We start from the raw sequence: 21,205 nt of genomic DNA, 5'->3' as shown, positions 1-21,205 counted from the left end.
TCGGACAGGAACTGGTGACAGGAGACACGCAGCAACCTGTTCAAGCCCCCGCGAGCCCCGGCCCCGGCCTCCGCGCACCAGTCACCGCCCACACATCCGTCACAAGAGCCGGATAGCCCCTTGAATATGAAGACCCGGAGCTTGGATCCTCGGCTGGGGTGGTCAGCTGAATTTCAGCCAGCGCACGCCGTGGGCCGGGACCTCATCGGTAACTGAATCGCCCCAGAGGTCGCGTGGTGCGCCCTCGGCGGCGAGGGATGCCAGGGGGATTGTCACCTCGCGTGGGGTGGAGCCGGTCCAGAAGATTGCTGCGTAGGAGCAGTTCTGGCCCCGGGCGGTCCAGACGATCAGTTCGCCGTCGTCGACTGGTTCGCGGATAACCTCGCGGCCGTCGTACGAGGTGGTGAGGACCTCGGCGAGGGCCGGGTTCTTCAACAGGGCAAGGGTTTCCGGGGACGTGGTGGGAAGGTCGCCGCCCATCATCAGTGGGGAGCGGGCCATCACCCAGAGCGTGAGCAGGGTCTTCTGTTCGTCGACGGTGAGGCGGCTGTCGCGGTCGTCGCCGCGTTCGGCGCGGATGCCGATGTGACCGAGGGGCAGCATGTCCGCGTCCGCCCAGCCGCCGGCCTGCTGGAACGGCGCCCACCGGGCCAGTCGCGCGAACTGCGCGTGCACGTCCTCCCACCGGTCCCACAGGTCGTCGGAGATCCGCCACAGCTGCGCGTTGGCCCGCAGATGCTCGACATGATGCGTCGACAACCGGGTGCCGGGCGACAAGGACAGCACGATGTCCCGACCGCTCCGCGCGATCGCCTGCGCGTACGCCGCGATCTCGCGATCGTGGTACGGCGCGAGCATGTCGTCCGCCTTCACGAAGTCCACACCCCACTCGGCGAACTGCGCGACCTGGGCGTCGTAGTACGCCTGCGCGCCGGGATGATCGTGGTTCAGTCCGAGATTGTCCGGGTTCCACGCGCAGACGTGATCGGGGTCCGCGATCTCCCGCGCCGTCCAGTGCGTCCCGTACACCGGCAGGTCGAGCTCGACCGCCCGCCGCGGGATGCCGCGCATGATGTGCAGCCCGAACTTCAGTCCGAGCTCGTGCACCTTCGCGGCCAACGGCTTGAAGCCGGCGCCGCCCGCGGCTGAGGGGAATCGCAGCGGCGCCGGCAGTTGGCGGCCGTAGTCGTCCAGGACGACCGGCGCGTTCTCGTTGTAGCCGTGCGAGCGGGCGGTCGGGTCGTACCAGGCGATGTCCACGACCACGGTGTCCCACCCGAACGGCAGCAACTGGTCGTGCATCACCTGCGCGTTCGCGAGCACCTCGGCCTCGGTGACCGTCGTACCGAAGCAGTCCCAGCTGTTCCACCCCATCGGCGGGGTCGGCGCACTCACCATTCCGCGAAGGATCCGTCGTCGTGCCGCAGCACGGGCGACCGCCAGCGGTGCGGCTCCGCGGCCGCAGCGCGTACGACGTCCTCGTCGACCTCGATGCCCAGGCCGGGACCCTTCGGGCGTTGCACATGCCCGTCGGTGAACGCGAACACGTCCGGATCCACCAGGTAGTCGAGCAGCGCGTTGCCGCCGCCGTACTCGATGCCGAGGCTCTGTTCCTGGATCAGGAAGTTCGGGATCGCGAAGTCGAGTTGCAGGCTTGCGGCCAGCGTGATCGGCCCGAGCGGGCAGTGCGGCGCGACGCTCACGTCGTACGCCTCGGCCATGGCGGCGATCCGGCGCACTTCGGAGATGCCGCCGGCGTGCGAGATGTCCGGCTGGGCGACCGCGATGCCGGTGGTCAGCACGTCGCGGAAGTCCCAGCGGGAGAACAGCCGCTCGCCGGTCGCGATCGGGATGCTGGTCGATTCGGTGATCCGGCGCAGGTCGCGGGCGAACTCCGGCAGCACCGGCTCCTCGACGAACATCGGCAGCAGCGGCTCGAGCAGGGGCAGGATCTGCCGCGTCGCCGCCGTACTGAACCGGCCGTGGAAATCGAGTGCGATGTCGACGCCGTCGCCGAGGGCACCGCGCAGTGCCTCGACGCGGCTCACCGCGGCGTGGAGCTGAGCGGGCGACGGGATCGGGGGCAGCGCCTCGGACAGGTTGAGCTTGAGGGCCGTGAATCCCTTCTCCACCTTGGCTTTGGCCTCGTCGACGAGCTGCGCGTTGTCGCGGCCGTGGACCCAGGTGTAGACGCGCGCCCGCTCCCGGACCGGTCCGCCGAGCAACTCGTGCACCGGGACCTCGTGGTAGCGGCCCTTGATGTCCCACAGCGCCTGGTCGATCCCGGCCAGCGCACTCGACAGCACCGGACCGCCGCGGTAGAAGCCGCCCTTCGCCATCACCTGCCAGTGCTCCTCGATCCGCAGCGGATCCGCGCCGACCAGGTACTCCATCAGGGCCGCGACCGCGCCCTGGACGGCCTCGGCACGTCCCTCGACGATCGGTTCCCCCCACCCGCTGATCCCTTCGTCGGTGTCGATCCGCAGGAACTGCCACCGCGGCGCCACCAGGAACGTCTCGTATCCGACGATCTTCACACTGCCTCATTCGGTTGCCGGTCAGGAGCGGACAGGAGCGCGGCGACCAGTTGGTCGGTCTGGCGGAGCACCAGGGCAGCGGCGCCGGACGCACCGGCGCGGGCGCCGAGGTCGAGCTCGGCGGCGACGACGTCGACGTCGCGCGTGAGTGACATCGCCGTACGGCGCAGGGTGGCGCGGATCGGATCCAGGATCAGATCGCCCGCCCGCGCGAGCTCGCCGCCGACGATGATCCGCTCCGGGTTCAGCAGGTTGCAGATGTTCGCGAGCACCCGACCGGTCAAATCGCCGGCTTCCCGCAGCACCTGCAAGGTTTCCGGCTGACCGTCGGCGGCGGCTGCGAGCAGCTCGTCGAGGCCGGCGTCTTCACCGAGCACCGGCGCGAGAGCCGCGAGGACGGCCTGCAGCGACGCGTACTGCACCAGGCAGCCGCGGTTCCCGCACGGACAGGCCGCGCCGTTCGAGTCCGCGGACAGGTGGCCGATCTCGCCGCCGCCACCGCGCGCGCCGCCGTGATGAAGGTTGCCGTCGACAAGCAGTCCGGACCCGATTCCGGTCGACAGCCCGAGATACAGCACGTCGCGGACATCCCGCCCCGCACCCCAGGTGAACTCGGCCACCGCCTCCAGCCGCGTGTTGTTCTCCACCAGCACCGGTACGTCGAGACGCCGGCCGAACTCCGCCGCGACATTCACCCCGGCCCAGGCCTGTCCCGGGAGCGACGGACCGACCACACCGGTCTGCAGGTCGATCGGCCCGGGCACGCCGATCGCGACGCCGACCAGGTTGTCGCGACCGCGACCGGTCTGCTCCAGCAGGCCGTCGAGCAGCTCGATCCCGGCCGCAAGCCGCTCCTGCCACGGGGTGTCCCGACCCACACGGACCCCGTCGCTGGCCAGGGTCGCGCCGGACAGATCGGTGAGGTGGCACCAGACGCGCTCGAGCGTGAAGTCGAGGCCGGCGGCCGCGCCGGCCGCCGGGTTGGCGCGCAGGAAACCGCGGGCCCGGCCGTCGACCTCGGACGCGTCGATACCGGCCCGGGCGACCTGGTCGCCGACCACTTCGATCACCACGCCGCCGGTGATCAGGTCGGCCACGATCGTCGACACCGTCGTCCGGGACACACCGCAGATCCGCGCCAGCTCCGCGCGGTGCAGTGCTCCGTGCTCCATCAGCGCGGACAGCATCCGTTCGGAGTTGGTGCGCCGCAGCGCTCGCAGAGATCCGGTGTCCTTGGCAGCCACGTCGAAAAGTATTGACGAACTCCGAACCGCCGTCAACAAAACTGACAAACTGCGTTCACACTCTTGACACAAACCGCGAAGTGCTCGAACAATTCCTGCCACAGCTCGGGGATCGCCCCGGGCCCGGCGACCGGAAGAACGACATGGACGCTGAGCTGAGCAATGCGCCGCTGGTGGTGGTGACCGGCGGGCTGGGGCGCGTCGCCACGGTGGTGCTGCCGTGGCTGCGCAAGCACTACCGGGTGCGGCTGATCGACAGCGCCGTACGGGCGCAGCGAACCGCCGGGCTGGTGCAGGCCGACCTGGGTGATCCCGAGGAGGCCCGCGACGCCTTGGCCGGAGCGGACGCAGTCCTGCACCTGGCGGGGAACAGCAGTCCCTGGCAAACGTGGGACAGCGTGTACGCCGCCAACGTGTGGACGACCCAGGTCGTGCTCGAGGCCGCTGCGGCGCACGCCGTACCGAAGCTGGTGCTGGCCAGCTCGCTGCACGCGTTGGGTGAGTACAACCGGCCGCAGTACTGGCCTGTCGATCCACGGCTCGACCCGCGCCCGTGCTGTCCGTACGGACTGGGCAAGGTCGTCCTGGAGGCGCTCGGCCGGACACATGCCGAGCGCACCGGCGCATCGGTCACCTGCCTGCGTCTCGGCCTGACCGGTTGGCCGCCGGCCGAACGCCGCTACCTCGGGCAGTGGCTGTCCGACGACGACGCCGGCCGGCTGATGCTCGCCGCCCTGCAGTCGCGGGAGCGGTACGGCGCGCACTTCGGCGTCTCCGCGAACACCCGCAACTACTGGGACATCACCTCCGCCCGGCACGAGCTGGGCTACCGACCTGAAGACGACAGCGAAGCCCTGGCGGACCGGGCCGGCCCCTCCTCCGGCCCGGTCTGCCGGCTGTTCGACCCAGAAACATCCGATTGAGAGGCTGGCCATGACCACAACGAACGCAGGGCTCTCCCGCCGCCGGTTCCTGGCGCTCGGCAGCGCGGCCGCCGGCGGTGCGCTGGCGGTGGGCTGCTCACCCGCGTCCTCCACGAACACCCCAGCCGCCGCCCCCGGCACGGGCTCGGCCGCCAAGGGCACTGTGACCGTCATGTCGCAGTCGGGCGAGTTCGGCCCGAAGGAGGCGAAGGCGGCCTCGCAGGCGCTCGGCCTCACCGTGAAGACCGTCGAGTACGACCTGACCAAGCTGACCGCGATGCTCGCCAGCGGCAACCCGCCGGACGTGGTCCGGGGCATGGGCGCGACGGACACGCCGTACCTGGTGGCCAGGCAGGTGGCGGAGAACCTGGATCCGTACTTCGCGAAGAGCACGCTGATCAAGGCCGACGACATCGACCCGGTCAACGACCTCTGGCGGTACGACGGTGAGAAGCAGGGCAGTGGCCCGCGGTACGGCTTCGCGAAGGACTACTCGCAGGACTGCACGATCTGGTTCAACAGCGCGCTGTACGACGCGGCGAAGGTGACCCATCCGAGTGCGACGACGCCGCTGCTGCTCGACGACCTGCTCGAAGAGGGCAAGCGGCTGGTGAAGCGGCAGGGCGCCAAGGTCAGTGTCTACGGCCTGAATCCGAACGGCTTGGGCCTGTTCACGCAGCTGACCTGGCTGACCGACCTGGCCGGAGGGAAGCTGACGTCCGACGACCTGGCGTCGGTCGACTTCAGCAGCTCAGAGGCGCAGCGCGCGCTCAGCTGGTACCTGGACTACGCGAAGGCGGGGATCGGGCCGACCGTGCTGAACCCCGATCCGAACGGCTGGGACGGCCCGACCTTCCAGGCCGGCCGGATGGCGACCACGCTCAGCGGCTACTGGCTCGGCGGCCTGTTCGCCGGCGACCCCAAGTCCGCCAAGGTGGCCGGCTTCGCGCCGGCGCCGCAGTTCGACACCGGCCGGCGGGTCAGCCCGTGCTTCGGCGCGACCGGCCTGTGGATGCCCAAGGCGAGCAAGAACAAGGACGCCGCCTGGGCGGTGATGGAGTGGTTCCTGGCCGGCGACCCCGCGAAGGCGCGCGCGACCGGCGGCTGGGGCATTCCACCGCTCAAGTCGCTGCAGAAGCTGATGCCGCAGAAGCTGCCGTACCAGAAGCAGGCCTACGAGGTGCAGATGGCGGAGCAGCAGCACTTCTCGGTCACGTCCTTCACGCCGTACGTCCGGCAGGACGCGATCAACGCGATCATCACCCGTGAGTTGCCCAAGGCAATCAAGGGCTCGATGACGGCCGGTCAGTTCGCCGACACGCTGAACTCGCAGATCAACCCGCAGCTCGCGGACGGAAAGAAGCGGTTGCGGTGAGCTCCGCTGCGACCGAGGTACGGCGTTCCACCGTCGCGGAGGCCGCGGTGGAACGCCCGGACCGGAAGAAGAAGCCGCCGACGCTGCGCAAGGCGCGCACCTTCTACCTGTTCGTCGCGCCGTGGGTCCTCGGGTTCATCGGCCTGACCGTGTTCCCGCTCGGGTACGCGTTCTGGCTCAGCCTGACGGACTCCGACGGCCTGTCGCCCAGGACGCACTTCGTCGGCTTCCAGAACTACATCGACATCTTCCACGACCCGCTGACCCTGAGCTCGCTCGCCAAGACCGGAATGTTCGCGCTCGTCACCGTCCCGTTGTCGATCCTCGCCGGGCTGCTGCTGGCGGTGATGGTGAACCAGCCGATCCGCGCGAGGGGGTTGTACCGGGCGCTGATCTATCTGCCGGCCGTGGTCCCGCCGGTCGGAGCAGCGCTGACGTTCCGGTTGATCTTCGACCGCGACGCCGGCGCGGCGAACGGCATCCTGAGCACCTTCGGTGCGAACCCGATCACCTGGCTGGTGGATCCGAACGCCCGTTATGTGCTGTATGCCCTGGTGCTGTGGGGCTGCGGCGGATCGATGATCATCTCGCTGGCGGGGTTGCAGGACATTCCGCGGGAGCTGCTCGAGGCGGCGCAGGTCGACGGCGCGTCGTACTGGCAGTCGTTCACCAGGATCACCATCCCGCTGCTGTCGCCGGTGATCCTGTTCCAGGTGATCACCGGCATGATCGGCTCGCTGCAGTCGTTCGCGCCGTTGCTGTTGTCGTCGGGCTCGCTGAGCGGAGCCGGGGCAGTGCCCCAGGGCAACTACCTGTACATGATCCACGTGTTCGCGCAGTACTTCAGCGCGTCCCGCTTCGGCTACGCGTCGGCGATGTTGTGGCTGCTGTTCGCGGTGATCCTGCTCGTCACGCTGCTGATCATCAAGGTGAGCGCCCGGACCGTCTTCTACACCGTCGAGCCGGAGGGGGCGAAATGACCCGGACCTACCGGTGGGCGCTTTCCCTTGTGCTGTTGGCTGTCGTCCTGGTGATGATCAGCCCGATCCTGTGGCTGGTGTCGAGCTCGCTGAAGTCGTCGGCCGAGATGGCGTCGTTCCCGCCGACCTGGTGGCCCTCGCAGCCGCGGTTCGCGAACTACACCGAGGCGATCACCAGTGTGAACTTCCTCGGCGCCGCGCAGAACTCGCTGACCATCGCGTTCATCAGTACGACGTTGACCACGCTGAGCTCGGCGTGGGTCGGATTCGGGTTCGCCCGGTTGACCGCTCCCGGGAAGAAGCAGCTGTTCGTCGTGCTGCTCGCCACGATGATGTTGCCGGGGATCGTCACGCTGGTCCCGACGTACCTGATCTTCGCGAAGCTGCACATGGTCAACACGTACTGGCCGTGGGTCGCGTGGGGACTGGGTGGTAGCGCGTTCCTGATCTTCCTGTTCCGGCAGTTCTTCGCCGGCATCCCACGGGAGATGGAGGAGGCCGCGATCATCGACGGCTGCGGGTACGTCGGGATCTTCTGGCGGATCTTCCTGCCACAGTCCTGGCCGGTGATCGCGGCCAGCGTGATCCTCTCCTTCACGCACGCCTGGGGCGACTTCGTCGGCCCGGCCATGTTCCTCAGCCAGGACAGCACGACCCTGGCCGTGGCGATGGCGACCGGCTACGTCAACGACAAGGGCCTCCCGCTGAACAACCTGGTCGCCGCCGGCGCCGTGATGTACGTCCTCCCCGTCCTGATCCTCTTCCTGTTCATGCAACGCCGCTTCGTCAGCGGCTTCTCGACGTCAGGGATCAAATGATGAGACTACGAATCTTCGGCGCTGCCGCGTTGTTGCTCGCGGCAAGCCTCACCAGCGTCCCCACCCAGGCACAGGCGACGAGTCCCACGTGTACGTCCTCGCCGCAGCGACCTGCTGGCATGCAGTTGAGTTGGCACGACGAGTTCGGCGGCCGGGCGTTGGACCGGCGGTCGTGGAGCACAGTGATGGACTTCCCCGGACGGGCGGGAGGGCATTACCACAACACGTCGTACGGGAGTTATGCCGTCGACGACAACGTCGTGCTGTCCGGTGGGAAGTTGCGGCTGGTGACCGACAACAAGCCGGTGGTCGGCACGGATCCGGCCGGGACGTACCAGTACACCGAAGGGTTCATCTCTTCGCACGACAAGTTCTCCCAGACCTACGGGTACTGGGAGATCTGCGCGAAGTTCCCGGCCGGCAAGGGTTTGTGGCCTGCGTTCTGGCTGATTCCGCAGGACCGCAGCTGGCCACCGGAGATCGATGTCGCCGAATGGTTCGGCTCCATCGAGAGCATGCACAGCGGCCTCGCGTCGGGAACCTGGCCCGACGTCCGGTGGGACAGCCATTGGGCGACGGGACTCAATCCCACGACCGGTTGGCACACGTACGGCGTGCTGTGGTCACCCGGCCACATCACCTTCACCGTCGACGGCAAACCGACCTCGACCATCACCGGCGCCCAGGTCCCCGACAAACCCATGTACGTCGTCCTCAACAGCGGCACCTGGGCCAACGCGGACCGCGGCGGCCCACCCGACGCCACGACGCCATTCCCGAACTCCTTCGACGTCGACTATGTCCGCGTCTACTCAGCGCGGTGACGGAGTCAGGGGGCCGGCTGGGTCGAAGAGGTCGCTGGGTTGGTTGGGTTTGTGGACGCCTTGCTTGAGCAGGTCGAGGGTGATGGCGTCGGCGCGGCGTACGGTGCTGCCGTCGTCGGTCGGGAAGGTGTGGTCCACGGTGCAGTAGTCGGCGATGAGCGAGACCGGGTAGGACTTCTCGCGGCCGTGCAGCGTGACGACGTAGGTCCGTTGATCGGGCTGTCTGCACCCCTCGAAGCGGGCTCGCTGTGGACCTTCCGGTGAGGCGTTGATTCGCTGCGCGAACGCGGCGGCGGGCTTGGCGGCGAGCTGGGATGCAGCGATCAGCGAGCCCTGCCAGTACTCACAGATGGTGGCCGAGGTGATCGGGTCCTTCGCATTCAGGCCCGTGCCGCGCGGTCCGAGGTCGGTCGGCGGGCAGCCGTAGTAGTCCGTGCCGGTGATCGGGCGGGCCGAGTCCAGGATGCGGCGGCGGAGTGCGTCGTCCTGGGTCAGCACGCTGATCTTGGTGCCGCCGACCAAGCGGGTCTCCTCGGTCCAGCCGGCGTCGTACTGCTTGGTCCCGGGCGCCTGGACGTCGTTGAACCACAGGTACGGCGCACGCCGCCCCAGCGGGAGTACGGCGTCCTCACACGTGTAGCCGTTCTTCCCGAGCCAGTCGTTGAACCGCCCGATCGTGGGGAGAGCCGTATTGCCGAACGTCGTACAAGGTGCTGGTCCGGAGATGTACTGCGTCCACGAGTCCGGGACCTGTACCTGCGCGGTCTTGTACGACTCCCAGTGCCAGCCGGAGTCGGGTGTGCCCGGGCGGGCGACCTGCGGGTCGGTCCGGAGTTCGCCCGTGAGCGAATGGGCCGCGGTGATCGCGGTCGCGACAGCCGCGCAGGCCAGCACGGCGGCTCCGATGGTGCGACCGGTACGGCGGCGGTGCAGGCGGTGCTGGACAGTCGACAGCAGGTGCTCGTCCGACGGCGCGTCCGCTGCGTGCTGCGACAGGCTCTCCGCGATCAGGTCTTCGGTGGCGTCCATATCAGGTGGCCTCCCCGGCCGTGGTCAGCGTGGTCCGCAGAGTGGCCAGCGCCCGATGGACCTGCGAGCGGACGGTGGCGGGCGAGCAGTCGAGGATCTCGGCGATCTCGGCGTCGGGCAGGTCCTCGTAGTACCGCAGGATGACGGCGGCGCGTTGCTTGGTCGGCAAGGTCGCGCACAGCGTCCAGACCGCGTCCTGCTCCGCCTGCGCGTCGGCATGGTCCGGCCGGGACGAGGTCTGCACCGGATCCGCGGTCGGTGTCTCGTGCCGGCGGAAGCGGCGCCAGCGGGAGATGTCGGCGTTCACGATCGAGCGCCGGACGTACGCCTCGGGATCCTGACCGCGGCAGATCCGGGTCCACCGTGAGTAGGCGGCGATCAGCGCGTCCTGCACGGCCTCCTCGGCGCGCGCGTGGTCGCGGGTGAGCAGATAGGCGAACCGCAACAGCGCGGACCCCCGCTGCGCCACCCACTCGTCGAACTCCGGCGTCTCCATCCGGCACCTCCCACCCACATCACGCCGGTGAGCCCCGGAACGTTGCAGGGATTTAGGTCCTGTCTGGTGATCCATCGCCTACTGCGGGGCACTCGGCACGGCACCTCGCCGCACGGGTGCAAAGGCCACGATGCTCCGCATCGAGACCTTCGCCCCCGCACGCCGAGCCACCGCACCGAGCACCTCCTCGCTACGGCGCTGGATCACCAGACAGGACCTAGTCAGGTTCGGGAAGCGTCGGCGTCGGCAGTGCCAGTTTCTCGTCCGGCTTCGCGGCCAGTACTTCGTCGACGTACGAGCGGGCCGCTTCCATCGTGTCGACCTCGTGACCGGCTTGTTCGGACAGGAACCAGCGGTGTTCGAGGACCTCGTGGAAGACCTCGGCGGGCTCGAGTTTGCGCTTCAGGTCGCGGGGGACCGCGCGGACGACGGGTTCGAAGACCTCGGTCAGCCACTGGTGGGCGACGATCTCCTCGTCCTCGTTCTGCTGGTCGGTCGAGGCGGCGAACGAGTCCAGGTCGTTCAGCAGCCGGCGGGCCTGGTTCTCCTCGACGTCCAGCCCGGTCAGCCGGAGCAGTCGCCGCGAGTGGTGCCCGGCGTCGACGACCTTCGGCTGGATCCGGACCTGGCTGCCGTCCCAGTCGGTGATGATGTCGATCTCGGCGACGTCGAAGCCGAGTTCGTTCAGCCGGCGGATCCGCGAGTCCAGCCGGTGCATCTCGTCTCCTCCGAACTCCTCCGGCGCGGTCAGCTCGGACCACAGCGCCTCGTACCGCTTCTGGATCGACTCGACCGTCTCCTGCGGGTCGATCGACTCGTCGAGCAGACCGCCCTCCTGCAGGTCGAGGAGCTCACCGAACAGGTTGATCTCCGCCGTGTAGAGGTCGTGCGCCCGCTGCCCGTCCGAGATGTCCTGGTGCAGCTCACCGGTCTCGGCGTCCACCAGGTACGCCGCGAACGCGCCGGCGTCGCGCCGGAACAGGGTGTTCGACAGCGAGCAGTCGCCCCAGAAGAAGCCGAGCAGGTGCAGCCGGACGATCAGCGCGACCAGGGCGTCGATCAGCCGGTTGACGGTGTCGGGGCGCAGCGTGCTGGAGAACAGCGCCCGGTACGGCAGCGAGAACTGCAGGTGCCGGGTGATCAGGATCGAGTCGATCGGCTCACCGTCGCGGTCGATCCGGTCGGTGATCACGCCGACGGGTTCGACGGACGGGGCCTCCAGCCGTTCGAGGTCGCGGAGCAGGCGGTACTCGTGCATCGCCAGGTGCTCGAGGACCTCCTTGATCGCGTACACGCTGCCGTTGACCCGGACGAAGCGGACCACGTGCCGCGAGATACCGCGCGGCAGCGCGACCAGCTGGTCTTCGGGCCAGTCCTCCAGCGGGACGTCCCACGGGAGCGACAGCAGACCGGTGTCCGGGCGGGTGGCGACGAATCGAGGCACGGCTCCCAGTGTGTCAGGAATCCTGAGAGTTCAGCGAGGTACGCAAGTCTTTGCAAATTCTTGCGTGAATAGGCGTAGAGTTTGCGTCATGACACGACGACTTGCAGAGGTGGCGAAGAAGGTCGGCGTCAGCGAAGCCACCGTGAGCCGGGTGCTGAACGGGAAGCCCGGGGTCTCCGAGGCTACCCGGGAAGCCGTCCTGACCGCGCTCGACGTGCTCGGGTACGAGCGGCCCACGCAGCTCCGGGGTGATCGCGCCCGACTGGTCGGCCTGGTGCTGCCGGAGTTGCAGAACCCGATCTTCCCGGCGTTCGCCGAGGTCGTCGGCGGCGCCCTCGCGCAGCAAGGTTTCACGTCGTTGCTCTGCACCCGAACCGTCGGCGGCGTGTCCGAGGCCGACTACGTGGATCTGCTCCTCCAGCAGCAGGTGTCAGGGGTTGTGTTCGCCGGTGGGTTCTACGCGCAGGCGGACGCACCGCACCAGCACTACGAGCTGATCCAGGAGCGCAAGCTGCCGACCGTACTGGTCAACGCGGCCGTCGATCACCTCGGCTTCCCGCAGGTGTCGTCGGACGATTACGTGGCCGCGGAGATGGCCATCGGCCACCTGCGAGCCCTTGGGCACCGGCGGATCGGGATGGTTCTCGGCCCGCGCGACCACATCCCGTCACGGCGGAAGCTGGAAGCGTTCATGGCCGCGGAGGAGGCGGATCCGGGGCTGGTCGAGCACACGATGTTCTCGCTCGAGGGAGGGCACGCGGCTGCGACCAAGCTGGTGAACGCCGGTGTCACCGGCATCGTCTGCGCCAGCGACATCCTCGCCCTCGGTGCCATCCGCGCCGTACGCAGAGCCGGCCTGAGCGTCCCCGACGAGGTCTCGGTGATCGGGTACGACGACTCCGCGATGATGAACTGCACCGACCCGCCGCTGACCACCGTCCGGCAGCCGATCGACGCGATGGGCCGCGCCGCCGTCGACATGCTGGTCGCCCTGATCGAACGCGCTGTCGTCCCCGCCGACGAACTCCTCTTCGAGCCCGAGCTCGTCGTCCGCGCCTCCACCGCACGGGCGCGCATCTAGTCCCACGCAGTACCGAGCAGCCGCTGACCGATGAGGTCGGCGGCTGCTGTCGTTTGCCCTCCGGCAGATAATCTTCCACGTGAAGTCATGTTTTTGCAATGCCAGATCGAAGTATTGCGCTCACGCGTCCAGTTCCCTACGGTGTCGGCACCAGGAAAGGGAGAGGGTGGAGATGACCACAACGCGCCGCGGGCTCAGCCTGCTGCTGGTGATGGGACTCGGGCTGGTGGCCGCGTCCTGCGGATCGGACGACAAGGAGCCGTCGGGGGCGGCCGACGGTCCGGTGACGATCACGGTCGGCTGCGAGCCGCCGAAGAGCAACCCGAAGGAACGTGAGGCGTGGGAGGCCGATGTCGCCGCGTTCCAGAAGGCGCACCCGAACATCACGGTCGAGGGCAAGGACGCGTTCCCCTGCATCAACCCGGACACCTTCCAGGCGAAGCTGGCCGGCGGGACGCAGGAGGACGTCTTCTACGTCTACTACACCGACGTCCGGAAGATCATCGAGAAGAAGCAGGCCGCGGACATCAGCCAGTACGTCGGCAGCGTGAAGCCGGTGAACGACCTGCGCAAGGACGTGATGAGCGTCTTCAAGGACGGCGACCAGACGTACGGCCTGCCGCGGAACAACTACAACATGGGCCTGGTCTACAACCGGAAGCTGTTCACCCAGGCCGGTCTCGACCCGGCCAACCCGCCGAAGACCTGGGACGAGGTCCGGACGGCCGCGAAGAAGATCGCCGCGCTCGGTCCGGGGTACGTCGGCTTCGGTGAGTACTCGGCCGGCAACACCGGCGGCTGGCACTTCGCCGCGGAGCTGTATGCGCGCGGCGGGTCGATGGTCAGCGACGACGGGAAGACGGCCGCGTTCAAGAGCGACGAGGGCAAGGCCGTCCTCGAGAACCTGAAGAGGATGCGCTGGGACGACAACTCCATGGGCAGCAAGCAGCTGCTGCAGTGGGAGGATCTGATGCGCATGATGGGCGGCGGCAAGCTCGGCATGATGGTCGGTGCGCCGGACGTTGTGCAGTCGGTGAACAACGACTTCAAGGGCAAGTTCGACGACTACGGCGTCGCCGCCGTACCGGAGTCGGACGGGAAGTCGTCGCTGAGTGGTGGCGACGGGTACATGTTCAACCCGAAGGCGTCGCCGGAGAAGATCAAGGCGGGCCTGCTGTGGCTCGAGTTCCACGAGCTGACGCCGGGCCAGGGCCAGTTCGACTACGCGCGGTCGAAGGAGCAGGGCCGGCCGGTCGGTCTGCCGATCCCGGACCTGTACGGGAACAGTGCCCCGGGCAACGAGATCAACTCGCTGCGCAAGAAGTACGCCACCGTCCCGGTCGACAACTTCACGCCGTACGTCGACGCCCAGGGCAACATCACCAACAAGCTCGAACCCCCGAAGGCGCAGGAGCTGTACGCCGTCCTCGACGTGGCGATGTCCGCGGTGCTGACCCGCAAGGACGCCGACATCGACAAGCTGCTGAGCGACGCGGAAGGCAAAGCGAACAAGATCCTGGCGAAGAACACGTAATGACGGTGACCGAGGAGTGGGTCCGTCGTGCCCAGTCGGGGGCGACGGACCCGCGATCCCCCGACGACCACGGCGCTCTGCGGAGGGCGGTGGGGCGAAACCTCACGGCGTACGGCTTCCTGTGCGCCGCCCTGATCTGTTTCGCGTTGTTCTCCTGGTATCCGATGATCCGGGAGATCGTGCTGAGCTTCCAGCAGAACAACTTCGTCGATCCGGGGGAGTGGGTCGGGTTCGACAACTTCCGGACGGTCGTCGCGGACCCGGCGTTCCGGTCCGCGTGGCTGAACACCGCGGCGTTCAGCGGGCTGGCACTGGTGATCGGGTACGCCGTACCGTTCGTGCTGGCCGTGGTGCTCAACGAACTCAAGCACGCGAAGGCGTACCTGCGCTTCGTCGTCTACCTGCCCGTGATGCTCCCGCCCGCGGTCGCCGTACTGCTGTTCAAGTGGTTCTACGACCCCGGAGCCGGCCTGTTCAACCAGGCGCTCGACGCGGTGCATCTTCCGGCGTTGAGCTGGCTGGACTCCACGAGTACGGCGCTTGTCAGTCTGGTGATCGTGTCGACCTGGATGAACCTCGGCACCGGCACGCTGATCTACCTCGCCGCGCTGCAGAGCATCCCGGGCGACCTGTATGAGTCGGCGGAGCTCGACGGTGCCGGACTGTTGAAGCGGGTCTGGCACGTGACGATCCCGCAGACCAAGCTGATCCTGCTGGTGATGCTGCTCCTGCAGGTCGTCGCCACCATGCAAGTCTTCATCGAGCCGTACCTGCTGACCGGCGGCGGCCCGGAGAATGCGACCGTCACTGTCGCGTACCTGATGTACCAGTACGCGTTCAACTTCGGTGACTTCGGCGGCGGCTCCGCTCTCGGCCTGATGCTGATGATCGTCCTGCTGGTCTTCTCCACGATCTACCTGCGCGTGTCCCGCGAGGAGGCCGAGCGATGAGAACCCTGGTGTCACCTCTCGCGCTTCGCACCCCGCACGGCCGGATCATCTATTGGACGATCCTGACGGTGACGGTCGTCGGCTTCACCGGCGCGTTCGTGTTCCCGTTCTACTGGATGGTGAGCGGCGCACTCAAGTCGCCCGACGAGCTCGCGCAGATCCCACCCAGCTTCTTCCCGAAGTCGGTCGACTTCAGCGTCTACAAAGAGGCCTGGGACCAGCTCCAGTTGGGCGTGTTCCTCAAGAACACCGCCGTGTACGCCGGTGGCGCGTGGCTGTTGACGCTTGCGGTCGACGTGTCGGCGGCGTACGCGCTGTCGAAGCTGCGGCCCGTGCTCGGGAAGCTCGTGCTCGGCGCGATGCTGGCGACGTTGATGATCCCGCCGATGGTCCTGCTGCTGCCGACGTACCTGGTGGCGAAGGACCTGCCGATCCTGCACCTGGACCTGCTGAACACCCCGTGGGCGATCTGGTTGCCGGCGGCAGCGAACGGGTTCTTCGTGTTCCTGCTCAAGCGGTTCTTCGACTCGATCCCGAAGGAACTGCTGGAGGCGGCCGAGATCGACGGCGCGTCACCGTTGCGGATCCTCTGGTCTATCGTGCTGCCGGTCTCCCGGCCGATCATCGGCGTGGTGTCGATCCTGTCCGTGGTCACGGTCTGGAAGGACTTCGTCTGGCCGCTGCTGGTGCTGCCGGAGACGGACAAGATGTCGATCAGCGTCGGCATCGCGTCGCTGTCCGCCCAGATGCCGCAGAACGTCCTGATCGCCTCGCTGGTGATCGCCAGCCTTCCCACGATCCTCGTGTTCTTCGTGTTCCAGCGCAGCATCATGGCCGGGCTCACGGCCGGAAGCCTGAAAGGTTGAGGAGATTCGATGGCCGACGAATGGTGGCGTGGAGCTGCGATCTACCAGGTGTACCTGCGGAGTTTCGCGGACGGCAACGGTGACGGTATCGGTGACCTGGCCGGTCTGCGCGCGAAGCTGCCGTACCTGGCGGAGCTCGGGATCGACGCGATCTGGCTGAACCCGTGGTACCCGTCGCCGATGGCCGACGGCGGGTACGACGTCGCCGACTACCGCGCGATCGACCCGGCGTTCGGCACCCTCGCCGAGGCGGAGGCGTACATCGCGGAGGCGCACGCCCTGAACATCCGGACGATCATCGACATCGTGCCGAATCATGGGTCCGACCAACAGGACTGGTTCGTCCAGGCGTTGCGGGCCGGCCCGGGATCACCCGAGCGGCAGCGGTTCCTGTTCCGGCCCGGCCGCGGTGATGGACCGCCCAACGAGTGGCAGTCGATCTTCAACGGACCCGCTTGGTCCCAGGTCGAGGACGGCGAGTGGTACCTGCACCTGTTCGCCCCCGAGCAGCCCGACTTCAACTGGCGCAATCCCGAGGTCGTCGAGGAGTTCCAGGACATCCTGCGGTTCTGGCTGGACCGCGGCGTCGACGGCATCCGGATCGACAGCGCCGCCGTACTGTTCAAGGACCTGGACAGAGTCGAGGAGTCGTACACCGACCACGACGAGGTGCACGAGGTGTACCGCGGCTGGCGGCGGATCTCCGACTCCTATGACGGCCGGTTCTTCGTCGGTGAGATGTGGATGCCGGACCAGGAACGGTTCGCGCTGTACCTGCGGCCGGACGAGATGCAGACCGCGTTCAACTTCGACTTCCTGTCCCGCCCTTGGGAAGCCGCGGAACTGAAGGCGTCGATCGATCTCACGCTCGCCACCCATGTCCCGATCGGCGCACCGCCGACCTGGGTGCTGTCGAACCACGACGTCACGAGACCGGTGACGAAGTACGGGCGCGCGGACACCTCCTTCTCGCACCAGGACCGCAAGCACGGGATGCGGACCGATCTCGTGCTCGGGGAACGTCGTGCGCGGGCCGCGGCGCTGTTGGCGATGGCGCTGCCGGGCGGTTTGTACGTGTACCAGGGCGAGGAACTCGGGCTGCCCGAAGTGGAGGATCTGCCCGACGAGCTGTTGCAGGACCCGATCTTCACGCGCTCGAAGGGCGCCGACCGCGGCCGAGATGGTTGCCGCGTGCCCCTACCGTGGTCCGGCAAGGAGCCACCCTTCGGTTTCGGCACCGGTACGCCGTGGCTCCCACAACCGCCCGACTGGAAGAACCTCACCGTCGAGTCCCAGTACAACGACCAGAACTCGATGCTCACCCTCTACCGCACCGCCCTCCACCTCCGCCGCACCCTCCTAGGCGACGGCACCCTCACCTGGCTCGACTCCCCGCGGGATGTCCTCACCTTCCGCCGCGAGACCCTAACCTGCATCACCAACCTGAGCCCCACCCCCGTACCCCTCCCGCCGCACGAGGAGGTCCTGCTAACCAGCGTCCCCCTGGACAACGGCGCCCTCCCACCAGACACCACCGCCTGGGTGCGGTGAACAAGAAGCGGGGGCCTCGCACAGGCAATAACCTGTGCAAGGCCCCCACTTCCTGGACAAATTTCAGCTGAGCGGGCGGAACCTCCGCAGCCGCAGGCTGTTCGACACCACAAACACCGAGCTGAAGGCCATCGCAGCCCCCGCGAGCATGGGGTTCAGCAGCCCGGCAGCGGCCAGCGGGAGAGCGGCCACGTTGTACGCAAAGGCCCAGAACAGGTTGCCCTTGATGGTGCGGAGCGTACTGCGGGAGAGCCGGATGGCGTCCGCAGCCGCGCGCAGATCGCCGCGCACCAGCGTCAGGTCACTCGCCTCGATCGCGACATCGGTGCCCGTACCCATACTCAGCCCGAGGTCAGCCTGGGCGAGAGCGGCCGCGTCGTTCACGCCGTCACCGACCATCGCGACCACGCGGCCCTCGTCCTGCAGCTTCTTCACCGCGTCGACCTTGCCGGCCGGCAGGACCTCGGCGATCACCTCGTCGATACCGACCTCACCGGCCACCTTCGTCGCCACCGCTTCGTTGTCACCAGTCAGCAGTACCGGACGCAGGCCCAAAGACTTCAGCTGAGCGATCGCCTCCACCGAGGTGGGCTTCACGGTGTCTGCGACGACCAGCACAGCCCGTGCCTGCCCGTCCCAGCCGACCGCAACCGCCGTACTGCCCTCGGCCTCGGCGTGCTCCTTCGCATGCGCGAGCTCCTCCGGCAGGTACTGGCTCCACTCCTCCAGCAACCGCGTCCGCCCGACGAGTACGGCGTGCCCGTCGACGATCCCCTGCACACCAAGGCCTTCGACGTTCCCGAAGTCCTCGACCTCGGGCAGCTTCCCCGCCTCCAGGGCGGCCCGTGCCACGGCCTGCGCGATCGGGTGCTCGCTCGAGTGCTCGAGCGCCCCGGCCAACCGCAGTACCTCGGCCCGATCCTGATCCGGAGCGAGCAGTACGTCGACCAACTCCATCCGGCCCGTGGTGACAGTGCCCGTCTTGTCCAGTACGACGGTGTCGACCCGCCGCGTGGACTCGAGCACCTCAGGCCCCTTGATCAGGATGCCTAGCTGCGCGCCCCGACCCGTCCCGACCATCAACGCGGTCGGTGTGGCCAGACCCAACGCACACGGGCAGGCGATGATCAGTACGGCGACCGCGGCCGTGAACGCGACCTCCAGCGGCGAACCGTTACCCAACCAGAAACCTAGCGTCGCTAGCGCCAGCCCGATCACGATCGGCACGAAGATCCCGGACACCTTGTCGGCCAGCCGCTGTACGGCGGCCTTCCCGTTCTGGGCGTCCTCGACCAGCCGCGCCATCTGCGCCAGCTGCGTGTCCGAGCCGACTCGCGTCGCCCGCACCACCAGCCGGCCACCGGCATTGACGGTCGCGCCAACGACCGCGTCGCCCTCGCCGACCTCGACCGGCACGGACTCGCCGGTCAGCATCGACGCGTCGACCGCGCTGCTGCCGGTGACGACCACGCCGTCGGTGGCGATCTTCTCGCCCGGCCGGACGACGAACTCGTCACCCACGACGAGCTGGTCGGCCGGGATCCGGGTCTCGGTCCCGTTCCGCAGGACGGCGACGTCCTTCGCGCCGAGTTCGAGCAGGGCCCGCAACGCGGCCCCCGAGCGGCGCTTTGCCCGCGCCTCGAAGTACCGGCCGGCCAGGATGAACGTGGTGACGCCGGCCGCGACCTCGAGGTAGATCTCCTCCGCGCCACTGCCGCGGGACGGGATCAACGTGAACGGCATCTTCATCCCGGGCTCGCCGGCCGAGCCGAGGAACAGCGCGTACAGCGACCACAGGAACGCGCTCACCACGCCCAGCGAGATCAGCGTGTCCATCGTGGCGGCGCCGTGCCGCAGGTTGGTCCAGGCGGCCTTGTGGAACGGCCACGCCGCCCACGTCACCACCGGGAACGCCAGCGTCAGCGACGCCCACTGCCACGACTCGAACTGCAGCGCCGGGATCATCCCGAACGCGATCACCGGGACCGCGAGCGTGATGCTCGCGATCAGCCGCTCCCGCAGGGGCTTCAGCTCGTCGGGTTCATCTGATGAGGCCTCGACGGCCGGCGTCGGCAGGCTCGCGGTGTACCCGGTCTTCTCGACCGTGGCCACCAGGTCGTCGGTGGAGATGCCGTCCACGTACGTCACCTTCGCCTTCTCAGTGGCGTAGTTGACGGTCGCGGTGACACCGTCCATCCGGTTCAGCTTCTTCTCCACCCGGGCGGCGCACGAGGCGCACGTCATACCACCGATGATGAGTTCGACGGACTGACCGGGATCGGTGCTGGTCATGATGATGTGCCTCCTCTCAGTGGCCGTGGGGCGTTTCGGCGTGCCCCGGGGTCTTGGTAGCGGTCGGTACGACGGTCGGCGGGACGATGGCGGTCCCGGTGGAACCCACCTTCACGGTGAACTCGGCGGTGTGGACCTTGCCCGCGTGCTGGAAGTCCAGGAACAGGCTGTACGTGCCGGCGGTGGGGAACGTCGTACCGAAGGTGATCGACGGTCCGCCCTTCATGCCCGGCTCGGCGTGCTGCGACGGGTGGTTGTGCAGGTAGGCCAGGTCGCCGCCGCGCAGCGAGACCAGGTGTCCGAAGGCGCCCAGGTACGGCTGCAGGTCGGTGAGGGGCTTGCCGTTACGGTTCACCGCGAACGTCAGCTCGGACTCCTTGCCGGCGACCGGGGTGCCCTGCAGCGTCACGTCGTACCCGTCGAAGCTGTAGACGCTCGCCGGTTCGGCGACCGGGACCGGGACGTACAGCCCGGTGACGTTCACGTCCGTGCCGAGGGTGATCGTGCTGTCGTGGCCGGCCGGCTGGAAGTCGGCGTACAGCCGCCAGGTCCCACCGGCGGTGAACGTGAACGGGATGCTCCACGTCCCGTCCGCCGCCAGCGTGGGGTGCACGTGGTGGAACCCGGACAGGTCCCGACGGACCACGATCAGGTGCAGGTCCTTCTCGTGGGTCTTCGTGTACTTCGTGACCGGTTTGCCGTCCGGTCCTTGGATCGTGAAGCGCAACTCGGTCTTCGGACCGCTGGTGAAGAATGTCTTCGCCGGCGCGAACGTGTAGCCCGCGTCGGACACCGCCAGTCCGGGCAGTTGCCCGGCCGACTCGTGTCCACCGTGTTCCGAGGTGCCTGCAGGCTGCTCCATGCCACCCATCTCCTCTCCGTGGGCCGGTGCCGCGGAGGTGTCGTCGGCCGCCGCGATCGGGTCGATCGCGGAGCCGATGCCGTACGCCGCCCCGAAGGCGAGCGCCACCGCACCGGCGAACGCGCCGAGCCGGAGCGCGACGGCCCGGCTCACGACGCCGCCAGTTCGTAGCCAGCCTCGTCGACGGCGTCGCGTACGGCGGCCTCGTCGAGAGCGGACTCACTCGTCACGTGCACCGCGGAGGTGCCGCCCGCGACGAGGTCGATCTTCACGTCCTGGACACCGACGAGCTTGCTGAGCTCCTCGGTGACGGCCGAAGTGCAGTGGCCACAGGTCATACCGGCGACGGAGTAGGTCGTGGTGGTGCTCATATCGATGCTCCTTGCTCGAAACGGGGTG

The 21,205-nt window shown here is 68.0% G+C and carries 19 protein-coding genes; 10 read left to right on the top strand and 9 right to left on the bottom strand.

Features of this window, described 5'->3' with window-relative positions:
- Positions 1–162: 162 nt before the first annotated feature.
- The 3 genes from E0H45_RS33665 to E0H45_RS33655 are packed head-to-tail and all read right to left on the bottom strand — an operon-like array spanning position 163 to position 3,781.
- Positions 163–1,398: a glycoside hydrolase family 27 protein gene (locus E0H45_RS33665; protein ID WP_202872644.1), complete on the bottom strand. Its 1,236-nt coding sequence runs from the start codon at positions 1,396–1,398 to the stop codon at positions 163–165.
- Positions 1,392–2,537, bottom strand: a complete 1,146-nt coding sequence (gene dgoD / locus E0H45_RS33660; protein ID WP_131344959.1) for a galactonate dehydratase — start codon at positions 2,535–2,537, stop codon at positions 1,392–1,394. The genes E0H45_RS33665 and dgoD overlap by 7 nt, the downstream gene beginning before the upstream one ends.
- Complete coding sequence (locus E0H45_RS33655; protein ID WP_131344957.1) at positions 2,534–3,781, bottom strand: ROK family transcriptional regulator; 1,248 nt, start codon at positions 3,779–3,781, stop codon at positions 2,534–2,536. The genes dgoD and E0H45_RS33655 overlap by 4 nt, the downstream gene beginning before the upstream one ends.
- Positions 3,782–3,924: 143 nt before the next feature.
- Here E0H45_RS33655 and E0H45_RS33650 point away from each other — a divergent pair, with 143 nt between their 5' ends.
- The 5 genes from E0H45_RS33650 to E0H45_RS33630 are packed head-to-tail and all read left to right on the top strand — an operon-like array spanning position 3,925 to position 8,701.
- Entirely contained in the window at positions 3,925–4,704 is a 780-nt protein-coding gene (locus E0H45_RS33650; protein ID WP_131344955.1) for an NAD-dependent epimerase/dehydratase family protein, read from the top strand.
- A 10-nt stretch (positions 4,705–4,714) separates the two neighbouring features.
- A complete protein-coding gene (locus E0H45_RS33645) occupies positions 4,715–6,079 on the top strand; it encodes an extracellular solute-binding protein (RefSeq protein ID WP_131344953.1) in 1,365 nt (454 codons plus the stop codon).
- Entirely contained in the window at positions 6,076–7,059 is a 984-nt protein-coding gene (locus tag E0H45_RS33640; protein WP_131344951.1) for a carbohydrate ABC transporter permease, read from the top strand. The genes E0H45_RS33645 and E0H45_RS33640 overlap by 4 nt, the downstream gene beginning before the upstream one ends.
- A complete protein-coding gene (locus tag E0H45_RS33635; protein WP_131344949.1) occupies positions 7,056–7,877 on the top strand; it encodes a carbohydrate ABC transporter permease in 822 nt (273 codons plus the stop codon). The genes E0H45_RS33640 and E0H45_RS33635 overlap by 4 nt, the downstream gene beginning before the upstream one ends.
- On the top strand, positions 7,874–8,701 hold the full coding sequence (locus E0H45_RS33630; protein ID WP_131344947.1) for a glycoside hydrolase family 16 protein: 828 nt from the start codon (positions 7,874–7,876) through the stop codon (positions 8,699–8,701). The genes E0H45_RS33635 and E0H45_RS33630 overlap by 4 nt, the downstream gene beginning before the upstream one ends.
- On the opposite strand, the gene E0H45_RS33625 is transcribed toward E0H45_RS33630, so the two are convergent.
- From E0H45_RS33625 to E0H45_RS33615, 3 genes are all read right to left on the bottom strand, one after another.
- Positions 8,690–9,730, bottom strand: a complete 1,041-nt coding sequence (locus E0H45_RS33625; RefSeq protein ID WP_131344945.1) for a hypothetical protein — start codon at positions 9,728–9,730, stop codon at positions 8,690–8,692. The two genes, E0H45_RS33630 and E0H45_RS33625, sit on opposite strands and share 12 nt — an antisense overlap.
- A 1-nt stretch (position 9,731) precedes the next feature.
- Positions 9,732–10,226 carry a SigE family RNA polymerase sigma factor gene (locus tag E0H45_RS33620; RefSeq protein WP_131344943.1) on the bottom strand — a complete coding sequence of 165 codons (495 nt, stop codon included), beginning with the start codon at positions 10,224–10,226 and terminating at the stop codon, positions 9,732–9,734.
- A 217-nt stretch (positions 10,227–10,443) separates the two neighbouring features.
- Positions 10,444–11,691 (bottom strand): DUF4032 domain-containing protein, encoded by a 1,248-nt coding sequence (locus E0H45_RS33615; RefSeq protein WP_420323356.1) that lies wholly within the window; start codon positions 11,689–11,691, stop codon positions 10,444–10,446.
- A 67-nt stretch (positions 11,692–11,758) separates the two neighbouring features.
- Between E0H45_RS33615 and E0H45_RS33610 the strand changes: the two genes are divergently transcribed.
- From E0H45_RS33610 to E0H45_RS33590, 5 genes are all read left to right on the top strand, one after another.
- Positions 11,759–12,751, top strand: a complete 993-nt coding sequence (locus E0H45_RS33610; protein WP_131344939.1) for a LacI family DNA-binding transcriptional regulator — start codon at positions 11,759–11,761, stop codon at positions 12,749–12,751.
- Positions 12,752–12,923: 172 nt separating this feature from the next.
- Positions 12,924–14,285, top strand: a complete 1,362-nt coding sequence (locus E0H45_RS33605) for an ABC transporter substrate-binding protein (protein WP_131344937.1) — start codon at positions 12,924–12,926, stop codon at positions 14,283–14,285.
- A complete protein-coding gene (locus tag E0H45_RS33600) occupies positions 14,285–15,235 on the top strand; it encodes a carbohydrate ABC transporter permease (protein WP_131344936.1) in 951 nt (316 codons plus the stop codon). Before E0H45_RS33605 ends, E0H45_RS33600 begins: the two co-directional genes overlap by 1 nt.
- Positions 15,232–16,101, top strand: coding sequence for a carbohydrate ABC transporter permease (locus tag E0H45_RS33595; RefSeq protein ID WP_131344934.1), 870 nt, complete (start codon positions 15,232–15,234; stop codon positions 16,099–16,101). The genes E0H45_RS33600 and E0H45_RS33595 overlap by 4 nt, the downstream gene beginning before the upstream one ends.
- 9 nt (positions 16,102–16,110) lie before the next feature.
- Positions 16,111–17,652 (top strand): glycoside hydrolase family 13 protein, encoded by a 1,542-nt coding sequence (locus tag E0H45_RS33590; RefSeq protein ID WP_131344932.1) that lies wholly within the window; start codon positions 16,111–16,113, stop codon positions 17,650–17,652.
- Between the two features lie 63 nt (positions 17,653–17,715).
- Here E0H45_RS33590 and E0H45_RS33585 read toward each other — a convergent pair whose 3' ends face one another.
- Genes E0H45_RS33585 through E0H45_RS33575 form a run of 3 tightly spaced genes read right to left on the bottom strand, consistent with a single transcriptional unit; the run spans position 17,716 to position 21,177 of the window.
- Positions 17,716–19,944, bottom strand: coding sequence for a heavy metal translocating P-type ATPase (locus E0H45_RS33585; protein WP_131344930.1), 2,229 nt, complete (start codon positions 19,942–19,944; stop codon positions 17,716–17,718).
- A gap of 16 nt (positions 19,945–19,960) precedes the next feature.
- The gene (locus E0H45_RS33580; protein WP_131344928.1) at positions 19,961–20,959 is read right to left on the bottom strand and encodes a hypothetical protein; all 999 of its coding nucleotides are present in this window, start codon (positions 20,957–20,959) and stop codon (positions 19,961–19,963) included.
- Positions 20,956–21,177, bottom strand: a complete 222-nt coding sequence (locus tag E0H45_RS33575; RefSeq protein ID WP_131344926.1) for a heavy-metal-associated domain-containing protein — start codon at positions 21,175–21,177, stop codon at positions 20,956–20,958. Before E0H45_RS33575 ends, E0H45_RS33580 begins: the two co-directional genes overlap by 4 nt.
- Between the last annotated feature and the right edge of the window lie 28 nt (positions 21,178–21,205).

This window comes from Kribbella soli (assembly GCF_004331345.1).
In the GTDB taxonomy this organism is placed as follows: domain Bacteria; phylum Actinomycetota; class Actinomycetes; order Propionibacteriales; family Kribbellaceae; genus Kribbella; species Kribbella soli.
The sequence above is the reverse complement of the archived record's forward strand: the minus strand, read 5'-3'. Positions and strand labels throughout refer to the sequence as shown.